8 protein-coding genes are annotated in these 19,639 nt (G+C 69.0%); 6 read left to right on the forward strand and 2 right to left on the reverse strand.

Going from position 1 to position 19,639, the window contains the following annotated elements:
- Positions 1-13: 13 nt before the first annotated feature.
- Together lptF and lptG are read left to right on the forward strand one after the other, a co-directional pair.
- Positions 14-1,093 carry an LPS export ABC transporter permease LptF gene (lptF, locus tag AC3IR9_RS02865; protein ID WP_489293926.1) on the forward strand — a complete coding sequence of 360 codons (1,080 nt, stop codon included), beginning with the start codon at positions 14-16 and terminating at the stop codon, positions 1,091-1,093.
- The gene (gene lptG, locus AC3IR9_RS02870; protein ID WP_489293927.1) at positions 1,090-2,196 is read left to right on the forward strand and encodes an LPS export ABC transporter permease LptG; all 1,107 of its coding nucleotides are present in this window, start codon (positions 1,090-1,092) and stop codon (positions 2,194-2,196) included. Before lptF ends, lptG begins: the two co-directional genes overlap by 4 nt.
- 40 nt (positions 2,197-2,236) lie before the next feature.
- On the opposite strand, the gene AC3IR9_RS02875 is transcribed toward lptG, so the two are convergent.
- Positions 2,237-2,707: an RDD family protein gene (locus AC3IR9_RS02875; RefSeq protein ID WP_489293929.1), complete on the reverse strand. Its 471-nt coding sequence runs from the start codon at positions 2,705-2,707 to the stop codon at positions 2,237-2,239.
- 70 nt (positions 2,708-2,777) lie between these two features.
- On the opposite strand from AC3IR9_RS02875, the gene xerD reads away from it, so the two are divergent.
- Together xerD and AC3IR9_RS02885 are read left to right on the forward strand one after the other, a co-directional pair.
- Positions 2,778-3,755, forward strand: coding sequence for a site-specific tyrosine recombinase XerD (xerD, locus tag AC3IR9_RS02880; RefSeq protein ID WP_489293931.1), 978 nt, complete (start codon positions 2,778-2,780; stop codon positions 3,753-3,755).
- 108 nt (positions 3,756-3,863) lie between these two features.
- Positions 3,864-4,646 (forward strand): thioredoxin fold domain-containing protein, encoded by a 783-nt coding sequence (locus tag AC3IR9_RS02885; RefSeq protein WP_489293932.1) that lies wholly within the window; start codon positions 3,864-3,866, stop codon positions 4,644-4,646.
- Between the two features lie 690 nt (positions 4,647-5,336).
- On the opposite strand, the gene AC3IR9_RS02890 is transcribed toward AC3IR9_RS02885, so the two are convergent.
- Positions 5,337-7,439 carry a glycosyl hydrolase family 18 protein gene (locus tag AC3IR9_RS02890; RefSeq protein ID WP_489293934.1) on the reverse strand — a complete coding sequence of 701 codons (2,103 nt, stop codon included), beginning with the start codon at positions 7,437-7,439 and terminating at the stop codon, positions 5,337-5,339.
- A gap of 293 nt (positions 7,440-7,732) precedes the next feature.
- On the opposite strand from AC3IR9_RS02890, the gene purL reads away from it, so the two are divergent.
- Both purL and AC3IR9_RS02900 read left to right on the forward strand, forming a co-directional pair.
- Positions 7,733-11,617 (forward strand): phosphoribosylformylglycinamidine synthase, encoded by a 3,885-nt coding sequence (purL, locus tag AC3IR9_RS02895; RefSeq protein ID WP_489293936.1) that lies wholly within the window; start codon positions 7,733-7,735, stop codon positions 11,615-11,617.
- Positions 11,618-12,068: 451 nt separating this feature from the next.
- Complete coding sequence (locus AC3IR9_RS02900) at positions 12,069-19,631, forward strand: ESPR-type extended signal peptide-containing protein (protein ID WP_489293938.1); 7,563 nt, start codon at positions 12,069-12,071, stop codon at positions 19,629-19,631.
- The last annotated feature ends 8 nt before the right edge of the window (positions 19,632-19,639 follow it).

Consider the following 19,639-nt stretch of genomic DNA (forward strand, 5'->3'; position numbering starts at 1 on the left):
AAACCACCGCCCCATGTCGAAGCTCGATCGCTATCTCCTGCGTGATTTCGTCCAGAGTTTTCTGGCCACCCTGATCGTATTGCTGGTGGTGAGCGTCGGTGGTGTCCTGGTGGACATCCTCGGCAACATCGCCGACGGCCGGCTGCCGGCCCGCCTGCTGTTCTCCCAGCTGGGCCTGCAGTTCATCGTCTACATGCCGCTGATCCTGCCGCTGGCGCTGATGCTGGGCCTGCTGCTGGCCACCGCGCGGCTGTACCGGGATTCGGAAATGGCCGTCCTCACCGCGATCGGCGTGGGCCCAACGCGGCTGTTGCGCCCGGTGCTGATGCTGGTGCTGCCGGTGGTCGGGCTGATCGGGATGTGCTCGCTGTGGCTGGGGCCCTGGGCCGACCGCACCGGCGAAACCATGATCGAGGAGGCCAACCGCAGCGTGGTCATGGCCGGGCTGGAGTCGGGCAAATTCACCACGCTGCCCAATGGCGGGGTGGTGTACCTGTCCTCGGTGTCCTCCGATGGCACCCGGTTGGGCAAGGTGTTCCTGCAGCGCCAGAAGGGCGACCGCATCGAGGTGGTCTCGGCCGACCGTGGCCGGATGTTCTTTGAAGGGGCACGCCAACGCTACCTGGAGCTGGAAGACGGGCACCAGGTCGAAGGCCCGGCGGCGGGCGCGCTGGACTACCGGCTGATGACCTTCGCACGCAACGACGTGGCCATGCCCGATGGCGCCGATACCCGCGAGAAGGACGACCCGGAACTGATGCCCACCACCCAGCTGTTCGGCGATCCGCGCCCGGCGGCGCAGGCGCAGCTGCATTCGCGCATTACCCCGCCGCTGATCGCGCTGGCCTTCGCGCTGATGACCCTGCCGCTGGCGCGTAGTTCGCCGCGCCAGCAGCGCTACGGCCGCATGATGCTGGCCTTCCTGGCCTACATGGTGGGCATGAACCTGATGTTCATCGGCACGCGCTGGATCGCCGATGGCAAATTGTCCGGCAGTGTCGGTCTGTGGTGGCTGAGCCTGCCGCTGCTGGCGCTGGCGATCTGGATGTACCTGCGTGACGGCAAGCTGTCGCGCCCGCGGAGGACCGCATGAAGCTCCACCCGATGCGGTTTGATGTCTATCTTGGCCGGGCGGTGCTCGGCACGGTGCTGCTGACCTGGGCGGTCCTGGTCGGGCTGGACGTGGTGATGGCCTTCTCCGGTGAGTTCAAGGACGTGGGCAAGGGCAGCTACACGCTGGGCCATGCGGCGGCGTGGGTGCTGTACACGGTGCCGCGGCGTGCCTATACGTTCTTCCCGACCGCGGCGGTGATCGGTTCGCTGATGGGCCTGGGCCAGTTGGCGGCGACGTCCGAGCTGACCGCGTTGCGCGCGTTGGGGCTGTCGCGCAAACGCCTGAGCGCGTCGGTGGCGATCGCGTTGTCGTTGTTGACCGCGGTGATGGTATTCAACGGCGAGGCGGTGGCACCGTGGGCGCAGAGCCGGGCCGACGACATCAAGATGAGCGCCAAGTGGGGCAACAACCTGGCGGTAGCGCGGTATTCGGGCGTATGGGCGCGCGAGGGCGATACGTTCCTCAACGCCGGCGCAGGCGATGAGCAGCTGCAGCCCGGCGGGGGCACCAAGCTGGTGCTGCGCGATGTACGCCTGTACCGGATCGGCGAGGACGGCAAGCTGGCGTCGCTGACCTACGCGGGCACCGCCGAGCACGGTGACAACGGCTGGGTGCTCAACAAGGTGCGCCGGGATACCTTCGGCGAGCGTTCGGCCACCCGTGAGACGGTGGAGTCCGAGCCGTGGAACTCGCGCCTGGATGCGGCGGCGTTGGCCAGCGGCATTTCCAAGCCGCGCAACCTGACCGCGATGGACCTGCGCACCAGCATCGAATATCGCAAGCGCAACGGGCTGGATGCGCGCGATTACGAGGACATCTACTGGAGCCGGTGGTTCTACCCGGTCAACGTGCTGGCGCTGTGCCTGGCAGCGGTGCCGTTCGCGTTCGGTTCGCTGCGCAGCGGGGGCATGGGCAAGCGCTTGTTCCTGGGCATCCTGTTCGCACTGGGCTTCTGGCTGTTGCAGCTGTTCTTCGGGCGCATGGCCGGTGCATTGAAATTCGACTACCGCATCGCCTACGCGCTGCCGCCGATCGTGATGCTGGCGGTGTCGGGCCTGTTGTTCCGGCGCAAGTCGGGCTGAGCGACGCGCCGCGCTGGCGCCACCACCTGCGTGGCTGGCGCTAGCGTTTGGGCAGGCGCTGCAGCTGCGTGCCGCTGGCGCGGTCGTGCCAGGTCAGGCGTTGGCGATCAAGCAGGGCCCACCACAGGCCAAGGCCGCCGAGCAGTACCGAGAACGTGCCAACGCTGTAACGCAGCCACAGCTGGCGGCGGGTGGGTGCCGAGCCATCGGTATTGACCACCTGCAACCGCCACGGGCGCATGCCCAGGGTCTGGCCGCCGCGGCGCCAGCTCAGCGTGGCGTACAGGCCGGTGACGATCCAGCAGCACAGCCAGAGCAGCCATTGCAGGGCGCTGAACGGGGCGATGTTGTCGCGGGCGGCGTGCCCGGCCAGGGCATAGCCGGCCACGAACAGCGCACTGGCCAGCATCCACAGCGCCAACGCGGGGAAGAAGTCGTACAGCAGCGACAGCAGCCGCCACAGCAGCAGTGAGGCGGGGCGGTCGGTGGTCGCAGCGGTGGTGTTGGCCATGCGCCGAGCATACCTGCGCCGCTGCCACGGTTCGATGGCTGCCGGGCGCGCTGCTCCGTATGCTGGTGGCATGTCCGACGCTACTACCCCCGCGCTGCGCCGCCAGATGGTGCAGCAGCTGCCGCCGCTGCGCGATGCTGACAACGCGCTGATCCAGCGCTTCCTGGATGCCATCTGGGCCGAACACGGACTCGCCCGCGCCAGCCTGGACAGTTACCGGCGCGACCTGGAGGGGCTGGCGCGCTGGCGCGATGGGGCCGGGGGGGGATTGGGTGCGATCGACCGGGCCGGACTGTTCGATTACCTGGCCTGGCGGACCCGGCATGGCTGGTCCCCGCGCAGCACCGCACGGCTGCTATCGGCACTGCGGGCGTTCTTTGCCGATGCGCTGCGCCGCGGCCAACGCAGCGAAGACCCCAGTGCGCTGCTGGATCCGCCGCGGCTGCCGCGCCTGCTGCCCAAGGCCTTGGCCGAAAGCCAGATCGATGCACTGCTGGCCGCGCCGGACATCGACAGCCCGTTGGGGCTGCGCGACCGGGCGATGCTGGAACTGATGTATGCCGCCGGGCTGCGGGTGAGCGAGCTGGTGAACCTGCCGGCCAACGCGGTCAACCTGCGCCAGGGCGTGCTGCGGGTCACCGGCAAGGGCAGCAAGGAGCGCCTGGTACCGTTGGGCGAGGAGTCCCAGCACTGGCTGGAACGCTACCTGGCCCAGTCGCGGCCGCAGCTGGCGGGCAAGCGCCCGGTGCCGGCCGCCCAGGACGGTGCGGTGCCGATGTTCCTGGCGCCCTCGCTGCACCCGCTCAGCCGCCAGCAGTTCTGGGCACTGGTGAAGAAATACGCGGTGCTGGCCGGGATCGACCCGGTGCGGATCAGCCCCCACGGGCTGCGCCACAGCTTCGCCACCCACCTGCTCAACCACGGGGCAGACCTGCGCGCGCTGCAGATGCTGTTGGGCCACAGCTCGTTGTCCACCACCCAGATCTACACGCTGGTGGCGCGCGAGCACCTGCAGAAGCTGCATGCGCGGCATCACCCGCGCGGCTGAATCTGCACCTTCTTCATGCGCCCTGTCGCTGTTCCGCCGCGGTCCCGCTGCGGTGATCGGCGGCTGTGCGAGAATCGCGGTCACCTTCTTCCACCCCCGGAATGCTCGATGCTCCGTGTTGCCATTGCCGCGCTTTTCGGCGCCATCAGCCTGACTGCCTGTGCGCAGCAACCGTCCGCCCCGGCGGCAACCCCGGCCGCCTCCGCGACCAAGGCGGCCCCGGCTGCGGGCGGCAGTGCCGACCAGCGCGTGCGCACGGCACTGCAGCAGCTGGACCCCAACTTCAAGCCGGATTTCATCGGTGCCGCGCCGTTCCCGGGCTTCCGCGAAGTACTGGTGTCCGGCCAGGTGCTGTACGTGTCCGATGACGGGCGGTACCTGATGCAGTCCCAGCCCTACGACATCCAGAACAAGGCGCCGGTCAGCAGCCAGGGCCTGTTGAGCTACCGCCGCAAGCTGCTGGAGGGCGTTCCCACGGCCGAGCGCATCGTGTTTGCCGCGCCCAACGCCAAGCACACCATCAGCGTGTTCACCGATATCGAGTGCGGTTACTGCCGCAAGCTGCACCAGGACATCGCCGAGCTCAACCGCAACGGCATCAGCGTGGAATACCTGGCATTCCCGCGCATGGGCCTGGGCAGCCAGGACTACACGGACATGATTTCGGTGTGGTGCGCGGCTGATCGCAAGCAGGCGTTGACGGCGGCCAAGACCGGCAAGCCGGTGGTCGCGAAGAACTGCACCAATCCGGTTGCCCTGCAGTACAAGCTGGGCCAGCAGATGGGAGTCAACGGCACGCCGGCGATCTTCGCCGCCGATGGCACGCAGTTGGGTGGCTACCTGCCGCCGGCCCAGCTGAAAGCCGCGCTGGAGCGTATTGGGGGGAAGTGATTTTTTAGAAGCTTTTAAGCGCTGGAGCAGAAGCAAATCCCAGGCAGAGCAGAGCAACAGCTGCGCTGTGCGGGTTCTGCGTACTGGGTAGGTGGGGGTGGGGTTACGGGACACGCTGCAAGTCCCCCTCCGGGGCCCGGCCACGCCGCATTGCGGCGCGGCGTTCAGTCGTGCGCGAGGCAGTGCCTCGCAAGCGCACGCCTTCACCCCTGTAAGCTCCGCCATCGCATCCATGCGATGGAGGGTCCCTCCACCCCACCCCCACCTACCCCCGACACATTTCCGGTGCTCACAGGCAAGCGTCGGTTCTGCTGACGCAGCGAGGGGTGGGGGTCTGCTGCGTTCGCTTGGGGAAAGCGTGGATAGGAGTGGTTGGGGGGTGGAGGGCGGTGGGTAGCAGAGATCCCTGCTTGCCCATGGCCACCAGCCAACTGTCTGGGGCGGGGGTGTGTGGGTTCACGGGACCCTCCACCGCATGGATGCGGTGGCGGAGCTTACATGGACGTACTTGCAGCGTGTCCCGTGAACCCGCACACCCCCGCCCAGCGCGAAGGGCAAGCGGCCCAGGGTTTTGATCGCCAACAAAAAAGCGCCCCGGAACATCCGGGGCGCTTTTGTTTTCGCTTTTGCTCGGCTTGGGCTTTTGCTCAGCTTTTAGCTTTAGCTTTCCGCCCTTCAGCTTCTAGAAACTCAATTCAACCCATCACTGACCGCCTTGGTCAGCGTGCCTTGCGCGTCGTCGCCGCTGAATTCCCAGATGAACGCGCCGCCGAAGCCCTGCGCCTTCACGTAGTTCATCTTGCGGGTGATGTTGGCCGGCGTATCGAAACTCCACAACGTGCTGCCGTTGTAGACCCAGGTCGCCCCGGCCGTGTTGTCGGTGTAGCCGTTCCAGGCCAGGTGCTTGAGCACCTTCCAGTCTTCGATGCCGGCCTCGTAGGTCCCCGGTGCCGCGCCGCTGGCGCTCTGGTACAGCCCGTTGTTCGCGCTGCCCACCCCGGTCCAGCCACGCCCGTAGTAGCCGATGCCCAGGTTCAACTTGCTCGCCGGCACCCCGCGGCTCAGGAACGCCTCCATCGCATCATTGCTGTTGTACAGCTTCTGGTCGCCGGTGGACGGATCGGCCGGCGAATCGAACAACGCCGAGTGATGGTTGGTCTGCGGATCCCACGCGCCGTGGAAGTCGTAGGTCATCACGTTGATGTAGTCCAGGTACGGGTGGTAGGCGGCCGGGTCGGTGACACGCACCTTGTCGATCCCCGCGCCCACCGCCACCGTCAACAACAGCCCCGGTCGCACCGCGTCCAGCTGGCGACGGAACTCGGCCAGCAGCGCGGTGTAGTTGGCGTTGTCGGCCGGGGTGCCGCAGCTCAGCCCGCAGGCCACCGGGTATTCCCAATCGATGTCGATGCCATCGAACACCCCTGCCGCCGCGCCCACGCCACCGGCACCGTCGGTCACCGGCAGGTTGCCCTTGATGTAGGCGTCCACGCAGGACGCCACGAAGGCCTGGCGGTTGGCCGGTTGCGCCGCGCTGGAGAAGCCGCGCGACCAGGTCCAGCCACCCAGCGAGATCAGCACCTTCACGTTGGGATGCTTGGCCTTGAGCTGCTTGAGCTGGTTCCAGTTGCCGCGCAGCGGCTGGTCCCAGGTATCGGCACTGCCGCTGACGCTCTCGCCGGCACCGAAGGCCTTGCTGTAATCGGCGAACGCATCGCCGCCCACCCCGGTGTTGGGGTCCGAGGCCTGGGTCACGCCTACTTCGCAGCGGTTGTTGCGCACGTTGCCGAAGGCATAGTTGATGTGGGTGAGCCTGGCCGCCGAACCGCTGGTGTCGATGTTCTTGACCCGATAGTTGCGCCCATAGATGCCCCACTGGGTGAAGTAGCCGATCACCCGCTTGTTGCCGCCGCCACCGCCCGCTGCCGTGGTCACGCTGATCGACGCGCTCTGCGCCGAGGCGTTGCCGGCGTTGTCGCGCGCCCGCACCGTGTAGGTGTAGGCAGTGCTGGCGGTGAGCCCGCCGTCGGTGTACTGGGTGGCGCTGGGCGAGCCGACCAGGCTGCCGCTGCGGTACACGTCGTAGCCGGCCACACCGCTGCCGCCGCTGTTGTCGGTGGCCGCGTTCCAGGCCAGGTTGACCGTGCTGGCGGTTTTCGACGGTGAGGCCAGCCCGCCGGGCACGCTGGGCGGGGTGGTGTCGTTGCTCGCCGCGGTGACAGTCACACTGACCGTGGCCGAGGACGTCACCGCCGCGTTGTTGTCGGTGGCTACCGCCTTGAAGGTGTGGCTGCCGGCGCTGGCGTTGGCCCAGGTCACGCTGTACGGGGCGCTGGTGTCGATGCCCAGCGAGGTGCCGCCCCGGAAGAACTCGACCTTGCTGATGCTGCCGTCGCTGTCGGCGGCGTTGGCGCTGACGGTGATGCTGCTGCCGGCGGTGAAGCTGGCCCCGGCGCTGGGCGCGGTCAGGCTGACGCTGGGTGGCTGGTTGCTGCCGCTGCCATCGCAGGGGCCCAGGTTGGTGTAGTACGGCGCACCGGCGGGGTGGTCGGGCGGGGCATTCCAGATGTCCTGGTTGGCCCGATACAGCACGCCGCCCTTCTGCAGGGTGGTGCCGGACAGATAGATCACCGCGCCGTTCCATTCCGGCGCACCGGTACAGTTGGCGGCCAGCGCCAGTCCGGGGGCAGTGCCGGCCGCAGCCAGTGCCAGGGCCAGCAGCCAACGTCTGTGGCGTGCCGGGGTTTGGGAGGATAACGATGTCACCGCACTGCGCATCATCGGGTCAGGCATGGTCTTACTCCGATCTAGTGATGGGCGCGGGCCGCCCAGGTGGACGGCCCGCGTGCAGCAGGTCCGGGCGCCGGTGAGAGAGGCCGGCAACAGCAGTGGGGGCGGACGAGGACCCGGCCGGAAAGCACGTCGGCCAGGTAGTGATAACGTTGTCATGTAATTCCCGGCCAATCCGTGAGCCAGCGCAAGGTTCGGCTGTGAAGGCCCGGGCGGGGAGGTATCCGGCCGGGGCGGTCGCGGCGGTGGACTTGGGTACAATAGTGGGCCCCGTTCCCAACCACGGTTCCCCGGACATGATGGTCCTCGAGGGCGCATCCGCCCTTTCGCCGTTCCGCCGCGAACGTCTTGAATCCCGCCTGCAGTCCCTGGCCACCGATCTGCGCATCACCGGTGCCTGGCATGTCTACTTCATCCAGACCGAGGGCAGCGCCGCTCCAGGCCCGGTGATCCTGAGCCGGATCCTGGAAGCCGAGCCGGCCCCGGCCGAGCGTGCCGCCGAGGCGGTCAGCCGCTACGTGGTGCCGCGCCTGGGCACGCTGTCGCCGTGGTCGAGCAAGTCCACCGAGCTGGTGCGCGGTGCCGGGCAGCCGATCCAGCGCGTCGAGCGCGGCCTGCGCATCGACCTGGCTGGCTGGCCGAGCGATGCCGCCACACAGGATGCCGTGGCACGCGCGCTGCATGACCCGATGACCCAGTCGGTGCTGACCGACACCGCACAGGCCCAGGCGCTGTTCAGCGCGCCGGCCCGTGGCGCGTTGGAACGCATCGCGCTGGACGACCTGGAAGCGGCCAACAGCCGCCTGGGCTTGGCCCTGGCCCAGGACGAGATCGACTATCTGCGCCAGCGCTTCGGCGCGCTGGGCCGCGCGCCGTCGGACGTGGAACTGATGATGTTCGCCCAGGCGAACTCCGAGCATTGCCGGCACAAGATCTTCAATGCCAGCTGGACCATCGACGGCGCCGACCAGTCGCACTCGCTGTTCCGGATGATCAAGAACACCCACCAGCAGACCCCGCAGCACACGTTGAGCGCCTACAGCGACAACGCCGCCGTGGTTGCCGGCCTGCCGGCCGCGCGCTACCGCCCGGACCCGGCCAGTGGCCAGTACCGCAGCGAGGCGGTGGTCGATTCGGCGTTCTGCATCAAGGTGGAAACGCATAACCACCCGACCGCGATCGCGCCCTTCCCGGGTGCGGCGACCGGTGCCGGTGGCGAGATCCGCGACGAAGGCGCCACCGGCCGCGGCGGCAAGCCCAAGGCCGGCCTGACCGGCTTCTCGGTGTCGCACCTGCGCATCCCGACCCTGCCGCAGCCGTGGGAAGCCCCGCGCGCGCTGAATCCGCGCATGGCCCCGGCGCTGGACATCATGCTGGAGGGCCCGCTCGGCGGTGCCGCCTTCAACAATGAGTTCGGCCGCCCGAACCTGCTGGGTTACTTCCGCAGCTTCGAGCTGCCCGAAGGCGAGGGCCTGACCCGCGCCTACGACAAGCCGATCATGCTGGCCGGTGGCCTTGGTGCGATCGACCAGAACCAGGTCGAGAAGCTGCGCCTGCAGCCCGGCGATGCGGTGATCGTGCTGGGTGGCCCGGCGATGCTGATCGGCCTGGGCGGCGGCGCGGCCAGTTCAGTGGCCTCCGGCGAAAGCGCCGAAGACCTCGATTTCGCCAGCGTGCAGCGCGACAACCCGGAAATGGAGCGTCGTGTCCAGGAAGTGATCGACCGTTGCGTCGCGCTCGGCACCGACAACCCGATCCGATGGTTCCATGACGTCGGCGCCGGCGGCCTGTCCAACGCCATCCCCGAACTGCTGCACGACTCCGCCGTGGGCGGTGTGATCGACCTGGGCAAGGTGCCCAGCGACGACCCGTCGTTGTCGCCCATGCAGTTGTGGTGCAACGAGTCGCAGGAGCGCTACGTGCTCGGCGTGCCGCAGGCGCGGCTGGCCGAGTTCGCCGCCCTGTGCGCGCGCGAGCGTTGTCCGTTCGCCGCGGTCGGCGTGGCCACCGCGGAGGAACGCTTGGTGGTGGCCTACGGCGCGACCGTTGGCAGTATCCCGGCCGATGCTCCGATCGACCTGCCGATGGACGTGCTGTTCGGCAAGGCCCCGAAGATGCACCGCGATACCGCCCACCCGCCGGCCCCGCGCTGGCCGGTGCTGAAGACCAAGGGCATGGACCTGCATGAAGCCGGTCTGCGCGTGCTGGCGCATCCGTCGGTGGCGTCCAAGAACTTCCTGGTCACCATTGGCGATCGCAGCGTGGGCGGCCTGACTGCCCGCGAGCAGATGATCGGCCCGTGGCAGTTGCCGCTGGCCAATGTGGCCATCACCCTGGCCGGGTTCGACACCGTCGCCGGTGAGGCGATGGCGATCGGCGAGCGCACCCCGCTGGCCCTGCTCGACGCTGCCGCCTCGGCGCGCATGGCGGTGGGCGAAGCCATCACCAACCTGTGCGCCGCCCCGGTGGATGCACTGGACACGGTAAAGCTGTCGGCCAACTGGATGGCCGCGGCCGGCCACAACGGCGAAGACGCGTTGCTGTATGACGCGGTGCGCGCGGTGGGCATGGAACTGTGCCCGCAGCTGGACCTGAGCATTCCGGTGGGCAAGGATTCGCTGTCGATGCAGGCGCAGTGGCACGATGCCGGCCAGGCGCACAAGTCGGTGTCGCCGGTGTCGCTGGTGATCACCGCGTTCGCTCCGGTTGCCGACGCCAACGCCCAGCTCACCCCGCTGCTCGACCGCGAGACCGACAGCGAGCTGTGGCTGATCGGCCTGGGCGCGGGCAAGCAGCGCCTGGGCGGCTCGATCCTGGCCCAGGTGCACGCTGACCACAGCGCGCTGCCGGCCTTCGCCGGTGCCGTGCCGGATCTGGACGACCCGCAGCGCCTGCGCGCGTTCTTTGAGTTGATCCGCGATGCGCGCCAGGCCGGCCTGTTGCTGGCCTACCACGACCGCAGCGATGGCGGCGCGTTTGCCGCGCTGTGCGAAATGGCCTTCGCCTCGCGCCAGGGCCTGGACATCACCCTGGATGCGTGGGGCGATGATCCGTTCCGCAGTCTGTTCAATGAAGAACTGGGCGCGGTGGTGCAGATCGCCAAGGAAGACCGTGCGGCGTTCGCCGACCTGGTCGAGCGCCACGCCCTGACCGAATGCGCGCAGCGCATCGCCCGCCCGACCACCGCCCCGGTGGTGCGCGTCTCGCTGCAGGGCGAGAGCCTGGTCGAGTGGCGCTGGGAAGCGTTGTTCGATGCCTGGTGGTCGGTCACCCATGCCATGCAGAAGCTGCGCGACAATCCCGAGACCGCCGACCAGGAACGTGCGATCGCACGCAACTTCAACGCGCCGGGCCTGAAGCCGAAGCTGACCTTCGACCTCAACGAAGACGTGACAATGCCGTACATCAACACCGGTGCGCGTCCGCGCGTGGCGGTGCTGCGCGAACAGGGCGTCAACGGCCAGATCGAGATGGCCAACATCTTTGAACGCGCCGGTTTCAGCGCGTACGACGTGCACATGAGCGACCTGATCGAAGGCCGCGTGGCGTTGTCCGACTTCACCGGCCTGGTTGCCTGCGGTGGCTTCAGTTACGGCGACGTACTGGGTGCGGGCCGCGGTTGGGCCACCTCGGTGCTGGAGCGCAGCGCCCTGCGCGATGCGTTCGCCGCGTTCTTCGCCCGCGACGACAGCTTCGCGCTGGGCGTGTGCAACGGCTGCCAGATGATGAGCCAGCTGAAGGACATCATCCCCGGGGCAGAGCATTGGCCGCAGTTCCGCCGCAACCGCAGCGAGCAGTTTGAAGCCCGCACCGCGCTGCTGGAAGTGGTGGAGTCGCCGTCGATCCTGCTGCGCGGCATGGCCGGCTCGCGCCTGCCGGTGGCGGTTGCCCATGGTGAAGGCCAGGCGGTGTTCGCCACTGCGGTCGACCAGGCGGCCGCGCGCGTGGCGCTGCGCTACGTCGATGGCGATGGCAACGTGGCCAGCCAGTACCCGCTGAATCCGAACGGTTCGCCGGACGGCATCACCGGGCTGACCAGCACCGATGGCCGCGTCACCATCATGATGCCGCACCCCGAACGCACCCCGCGCGCGCTCAACCTGAGCTGGCGCCCCAGTGACTGGCAGGGTGATTCGCCGTGGCTGCGGATGTTCCGCAACGCACGCGTATGGTGCGGCTGATATTGCGCAACGCGTCATTGTCGATGCGATGAAAATCGCGTGAAGAAACCGCCGGTCCTGCCGGCGGTTTCTTTTTGTGCGCAGCAGAAAATGATCGTCGCCAATGAGTTACAGCGGGTTACAGCGCGAAAATGCGTTATGACCATTACTCACATGAAACTAACGAAATAAGCCTGTTTTTGGACGTTTCTGTGACGTACTTCGCGGTCATGAGTTTATGGATGTCAAAGTCTTGACGTTCTTGGCACGGTGCGTTAACACTGCATGCTCATTAGGAAAGCGTTCAGTTCTGCAGTAACCGCATGGATGGCGAGTCAGCAGCAAGTTCGTAGCACTCCATTCGGCGCAACGCCGTAAATCAAGCGAAAAAACGCCCCCAGGGGACGTTGGACCACGTGGTCCGGCGTTGGCGTCGCTTTGCCAAAAACCAGCCCACTCAGGAGTTACATCGATGAATCGGATTTATCGCAAGGTCTGGAACAAAGCACTGGGGCAGATGGTTGTCGCCTCGGAATTGGCCACCAGCGCGTCTGCCGGCGTGGTCATCGACCAGCGACGATCCACCGGCACGCGCGCCTCGTCGCTGCTGTCGGCTGCCATCGCATTGACGCTTGGAGTGGGACTGGCAGGCATCGCACCGCGCGCACAGGCGCAGTCGGTGGAAGTGGGTGGCAATGCCAACTGCGTGGTGCTCAACAGCAAGATCATCGACAGCTGCGTGGTGGATGGCAGTGCCACCGCCACGGGCAGCAATGCGGTCGCCATCGGTAGCAACAGCACCGCCTCGGCCGCCAACAGCGTCGCCCTCGGCGCCGGTTCCAAGGCCAACCGGGCCAATACCGTTTCCGTCGGTGACACCGGCAAGGAACGCCAAATCACTCACCTCGCCGCAGGCACCGCCGCCACTGACGCGGTGAACAAGGCGCAGTTGGACAAGGTTGCCGTCGCCGCCGAAGGCGCGACCCGCTATTTCAAGGCCGACGGCGCTGGCAACGACAGCGACGCGGCGAGCATCGACGGTGACGGCGCACTGGCTGCCGGTGCCGGTGCCAATGCCGATGGCGATGGTGCCACCGCACTGGGCCAGGGCAGCCAGTCGCTGGCCAATGCCACCACGGCAGTGGGCAGTGGAGCAATCGCCGCCGGCCTCGGCGGCAGCGCCTTTGGCCAGGGCGCGATGGCCTTCGGCGATGCGGGTACCGCCATTGGCCAGAGTGCCGCAGCGTTCGGGCTCGGCGATGTTGCCGTGGGTGCTTCTGCGGTAGCGGCCAGCGAGAACGGCGCGGCCACCGCGATTGGCGGCCTCGCCGAAGCCAGCGCCGACGGCGCCACTGCGATTGGGGGCGGCGCATTGGCGATCGGCGCCGGCAGCACCTCGCTGGGCCGCGGCGCGGGCAGTGGTGGTGAAGCCTCGGTGGCGGTCGGCGCGTTCAGCGTTGCCGTCGCCGATTTCAGTGCCGCGCTGGGGTCCAACTCCGCAGCGGTGGCGGTGGGCAGCGTGGCGCTGGGCGCCGGCTCCTACGCCGATCGCCAGGACACGGTGTCGGTGGGCAATGGCGAAAACGGCCTGCGCCGGCAGATCACCAACGTCGCCGACGGCACCGACGCCAACGACGCGGTCAACAAGGCACAGCTGGATGAAGTGGGCGCCGTAGCGGCCACCACCGGCAAGTACTTCCAGGCAACCGGCAGCGAGGACAGCGATGCCGGTGCGTTTGCCGGCGGCGACAACGCCACCGCCATCGGTGAGGCCTCCAACGCACTGGCCAATGGCGCCACCGCGCTGGGCAGTGGTGCCACCGCCGTGGCACAGAACGCCACGGCGGTCGGCTTCAACGCCGTCGCCAGCGGCCAGAACAGCGCTGCGTTCGGCAACAACGCCCAGGCCAATGGCCCGGGCAGCGTGGCCGTTGGCGGCGCGGCGGTGGATGCCGATGGCAACCCGCTGATCACCAACGGTGGGGTCCCGGTGGATACCGGCGCCACCAGTGCCGGCGTCGGCGGTACTGCGGTAGGCGCCAGCGCCGAAGCGTCCGGTTTTGCCTCCTCGTCCTACGGCGTCGGCGCCTACGCGGGCGGTGCGCAGTCCTCCGCGTTCGGTGCGGTCTCCAATGCCATCGGCGATTACTCCACCGCCGTGGGCACGCAGAGCGTGGCCACCGGCAACAGCAGCACCGCCATCGGCGGCCCGGCCGACCTGCTGCCGGGCCTGGGCTTCTTCGTCCAGACCCAGGCCAGCGGCGAAGCGGCTACCGCCGTCGGTGCCGGCGCCATCGCCAGTGGTGATTACGCTACGGCCAATGGCACCTTGACCGAGGCATCGGGCACCGAAGCCACCGCCGTGGGCTACTTCGCCTACGCACCGGGCGAGGGCGCCACCGCACTCGGCGCGGAAACCTGGGCCAGCGGCGAACTCAGCACCGCAGTCGGCTTCTACGCCACCGCGCGCGGCGCCAACAGCGTTGCGCTGGGTGCCAATTCCACCGCTACCCGGGCCAATACGGTGTCGGTGGGGGATGTCGGCAACGAGCGCCAGATCACCCATGTGGCCGCCGGTACTGAAGCCACCGATGCGGTCAACAAGGCGCAGCTGGATGGCGTAGCCGAGGTGGCCAATGTCACGGCCAGCCGCTTCAAGGCCAACGGCTCGGCGGACAGTGACGTGGGCGCATTCGCCGATGGCGATGGCGCGCTGGCGGCCGGTGAAGCCAGCAATGCGCTCGGCGCCGGCGCCGCGGCGCTCGGCAACGGCGCCAATGCGCTGGGCGATGACAGCGTGGCGGTCGGTCGCAACGTGGCCGCCAACGGCAACGGCAGTGTTGCCATCGGCGGCCTGGGCCAGGCCTACGATGAGTACAACCAGCCGTTGGTCGACGCCGACGGCAACGCAGTGAAGGTCGGCACTACCGCCGTGCAGGATGCGGTGGCGGTCGGTGCGGGCGCACTGGCCACCGGCACCACCAGCAATGCCTTCGGCAGTGGCGCACAAGCCACCGGCAACAACAGCCTGGCGGCCGGCTACAAGGCGCGTGCCAGCGGCGACTACAGCGTTGCGCAGGGCGACAACGCCTTTGCCAGCGGCGAAGAAACCACCGCCACCGGCGCCTATGCATGGGCGACCGCCGACGGTGCAACCGCCTATGGCTCCAGTGCGTGGGCCACCGAAGCCAACGCCACCGCCGTGGGCCAGTCGGCCTGGGCCAGCGGCACCGGCGCCACCTCGATCGGCTACAACAGCTGGGCCCAGGGCACCAGCGCCACCGCCATCGGCCGCGGTGCCTTCGGCTACGGCAACAACAGCGTCGCAGTCGGCTTCCAGGCACTGGGCAACAGCATCAACAGCATCGCCATCGGTACCAATGTCGTTGCCGGTGGTGAAAGCGCCATCGGCATCGGTGCCGGCAGCAGTGCCAGCGCCTCCAACGCGGTTGCCCTGGGCGCCGGTGCGGTCGCCGACCGTGCCTACTCCGTGTCGGTGGGCAGCGACACCCGCCAGCGCCAGATCACCCAGGTGGCTGCCGGTACCGAAGGCACCGACGCGGTGAATGTCGACCAGCTCACCGAGGCCACCGCGCAGTTCCAGGCCAGCGGCGACGGCGTCGCCGTGGCCGCTGGTGAGGAGAGCGTCGCGGCCGGGTCCAATGCCGCCACCGATGGTGACTACGCCACCGCCGTGGGCTCCAGCAGCTTTGCCGCCGGCAGCGGCGCAACGGCCCTGGGCAGTGGCGCCTTTGCGCTGGCCGACAACGCCAGTGCAGTAGGCTTCAATGCCCTGGCCACCGGCGCCAATGCCATCGCGGTCGGTGCCAACGCACAGGCCACCGGCGAGTACGCCACCGCCACCGGCGCTGAAAGCGAAGCGACCGGCGAGCAGAGCACCGCCACCGGTGCGGCCAGCATCGCCTCCGGTGCCGGCAGCCTGGCCGGTGGTGCACTGTCTGAAGCGGCCGGGGAAGAGTCGGTCGCGCTGGGCTACTACAGCACTGCCAGCGGCCAGGGCGCGACCGCCGTGGGTGCCGAAAGCGTGGTCAGCGGCACCTTGTCGGCCGGCTACGGTTTCGGCGCCGAAGCGACCGCCGGCTACACCACCGCCATCGGTGGGCTGGCCGTGGCCAGCGCCTTCAACGCCACCGCGCTGGGCAGCTTCGCCCAGGCCACCGGCTCCAACAGTGTCGCCGTGGGTGGTGATGCCGAAGCCTCCGGGGCCTACAGCACCGCCACCGGCCAGGGCAGCCTGGCCAGCGGCACCAACAGCGTGGCCGTCGGCGGTGCGCTGTTCGGGCTGCTGCCCACCGAAGCGTCGGGCGACTATTCCACCGCCGTCGGCGGTGGCGCCTGGTCGCCGGGGGTGAACAGCACCGCGCTGGGCAACGCCGCCACTTCCAGCGGCATCAACAGCGTGGCGCTGGGCGCCGACTCGATTGCCGACCGCGATGACAGCGTGTCGGTCGGCAGTGCCGATGTGCAGCGCCAGATCACCAACGTCGCCGCCGGTAGCGAAGGCACCGATGCGGTTAACCTCAACCAGTTGAACGCGGTGGCCGCCGCCGGTGAAGCCACCAGCAAGTACTTCCAGGCCAGCGGCAGCGACAACAGCGATGCCGGTGCCTACGTCGGAGGCGACGATGCGCTGGCCGCCGGTGAAGCGGCCAACGCGATCGGCGACGGTGCCAGCGCGCTGGGTGCCGGGGCCAATGCGGTGGCCAACAATGCCACCGCCGTCGGCGTCAACGCACTGGCCAGCGCAGAGGGGGCCGCTGCACTGGGCAGCAACGCCCAGGCCACCGGCGAGAACAGCGTGGCCGTCGGCAACGGCGCCGTTGCCAGTGAGCTCGGTGCCACCGCCGTGGGCAACGCCGCCGCCGCGAGCGGTGCGTACAGCACGGCCAACGGTACCGAATCGGTGGCCAGCGGCCAGCAGGCCACCGCCAGCGGCTTCCGCAGCAGCGCGGCCGACGCCGGCTCCACCGCATACGGCAGCTACAGCGACGCCAGTGGGCGACTGTCCGCCGCGCTGGGTTACGGCGCAGTGGCATCGAACAACCTGGCCACTGCGGTGGGCACCTCGGCCACCGCGTCCGGAGCCAGCGCGGTCGCATTGGGCGAGTCCAGCGAAGCCACCGGCGATGAAAGCGTGGCCATCGGTGGCTCGACCTTCTTCGGCCTGCTGCCGGCCCGTGCCAGCGGCACCGGCGCGGCGGCGTTCGGGGCCGGCGCCTGGGCAACCGATGATTACGCCACCGCGATCGGCTGGAATTCCTGGGCCGATGCGGCCGACACCACCGCGCTCGGTGCCAGTGCCACGGCCAGCGCGGCCAACAGTGTCGCGCTGGGCGCAGGCTCCACTGCGGACCGCGTCAACACGGTCTCGGTGGGCACGGCAACCTCGCAGCGGCAGATCACCAACGTTGCCGACGGTACCGAAGGCACCGACGCGGTCAACGTGAACCAGCTCGATGCCGTGGCCGAGGTGGCCGAACAGACCCATCGTCAATTCAAGGCCTCCGGCAGCGGCAACGGCGATGACGTCGGCAGCTTCGTCGACGGTGCGTATGCCACGGCTGCCGGTGAAGCGGCCAATGCCTTCGGCACGGGGGCCTCGGCCTACGGCAGCGGCGCACTGGCCGCCGGTCGCAACGCCTCGGCGTCGGGCTTCAACGCCTCGGCGACGGCCGATTCGGCCACGGCCATCGGCGGCGCGCTGTACTACGAAGATGCCAACGGCAACGTGGTGCTCGACCAGGCCACCAGCGCCAGCGGTATCGGCGCCACCGCGCTGGGCGCCGGTGCGCAGGCGGCGGGGGTGTTCAGCACCGCCAGCGGTGCCGGCGCCACGTCGGCCGGGCTGCAGTCGTCGGCATTCGGCTTCAGTGCCGACGCCGGCAGCGACTACAGCACCGCCGTCGGCGCCTTCAGTGCCGCCAGCGGCGTGCGCAGCAGCGCGTTCGGTTACGGTGCCGATGCCAGCGGTGACTATGCGTCCGCGCTGGGCTGGGGCAGCACGGCCTCGGGTAGTTACGCCAACGCGATCGGGTATTCGGCGCAGGCCAGCGGTGCCAACAGCCTGGCAGCGGGTTCCACAGCGTGGGCGACCGCGGCGCAGACCACGGCGGTGGGCCAGTTGGCCTGGGCAACGTCGGCCGGCTCCACCGCGATCGGCCAGGACAGCTACGCCTACAGCGGCATCAACGCGACCGCGCTGGGCAAGAGCAGTTCGGCCAGTGGCGCAGGCAGCGTCGCGCTGGGGGCCGGGTCGCGCACCAGCGAAGCCAACGTGGTTTCGGTGGGCGGCGGCAACGGCACCACCGGTCCGGCCACGCGCCGCATCACCAACGTCGGTGCGGCGGTGAATGCCAGCGATGCGGTCAACAAGGCGCAGCTGGACAGCGTGGCGGCCACCGCCGATGCGGTTGGCAAGCACTTCCAGGCCAGCGGTGACGGCGTGGCTTCGGCCAGCGGCAGCGATGCGCTGGCGGCAGGGTCCGGTGCCGCCGCCAGTGGCAACCGCAGCAGCGCCCTGGGTACCGCGGCAGTGGCCTCGGCCACCGGCGCCACCGCCGTGGGTGCCGATGCTTCGGCGCGGGGAACCAACAGCACCGTGCTCGGCCGCGCGGCCTCGACCAATGCGGTCAACGGCGTGGCCATCGGCAACGGCGCATTCGCCAGCAACGGGGCCGGCAGCATCGCCCTGGGTGCCGGCGCCGGGGTATCCGGTGCCGGTGCGGTCGCACTGGGTGCCGGCTCGCGTGCCGTCGAGGCCAACGTGGTCTCGGTGGGTGGCGGCAATGGCACCGACGGCCCGGCCACGCGCCGTATCGTCAACGTCGGTGCCGGTCGCATCGCGGCAGGCAGCACCGATGCGGTCACCGGTGGCCAGCTCAACACCACCAACCAGCGCGTGGGTGCGGTGGAAACCCGTGTCGGTGACTTCGACGAGCGGATCGGCTCGGTGGAGAACGTCACCGCCAATGCGGTGGCCTACGACGATGCCAGCCGCGACACACTGACGCTCTCGGGCGTCCAGGGCACGGTGATCGACAACGTCGGCAGCGGCTCCATTGCGTCGGGCAGCCGCCAGGCGATCAACGGCGGTCAGTTGTTCCAGTCCTTGTCCGATGCCGCCAGCTTCCTTGGCGGTGGTGCCAGCGTAGGCATGCAGGGCGTGTTCGTGGCGCCCAATTACGTCATCCAGGGCGCCACCTACACCAACGTGGGCGACGCACTGGGCGCACTGGACCGCAAGGTCAGCGACCTCGACCAGCGCGTGGCCGGTACCGGCACCAACGCGCGGGCCCGCAGCGCCGCCGCACCGGTTGCGGCCAGCCTTGCCGGCGCGTCGCAGGCCGATGAGGGGGCAGCGGTGGCCAGCGTGCAGGGCACGCCGACCGCCGCCAGCGCCGGCACTGCGCAGGTGGCCAATGCACCGGCGGCCGCGCCGACCGCAGTCAACGCGGTGGCGATGGGCGATGGCGCAGTGGCCAGTGGCGCTTCGGCCACCGCGATCGGACAGGGAGCCAGCGCAACGGCCGCCAATTCCGTCGCACTCGGCCAAGGCTCGGTTGCCGACCGCGCCAACGCGGTGTCGGTGGGTGCGGTGGGCAGCGAGCGCCAGGTCACCAACGTCGCGGCCGGCACCCAGGCCACCGATGCGGTCAACAAGGGCCAGCTCGACGGAGGCATCGCCACCGCCAACAGCTATACCGACCAGCGCTTCGGCGCGATGGCCGACAGCTTCGACATGTACAAGGGCGAGATCGACCAGCGCCTGCGTCACCAGGATCGCCGCATCGATCGCCAGGGGGCGATGAGCGCGGCCATGCTCAACATGGCCACCAGTGCCGCCGGCGTCCGCACCCAGAACCGGGTCGGCGTGGGCGTGGGCTACCAGGGCGGCGAGTCGGCGCTGTCGTTGGGCTACCAGCGTGCGCTCAGCGAGCGCGCCACGGTAACCATCGGCGGTGCCTTCAGCAGCGATGACAGCTCGGTGGGCGTCGGTGCCGGTTTCGGCTGGTAAGCGGACGT

Source organism: Stenotrophomonas sp. GL_101 (genome assembly GCF_057835675.1).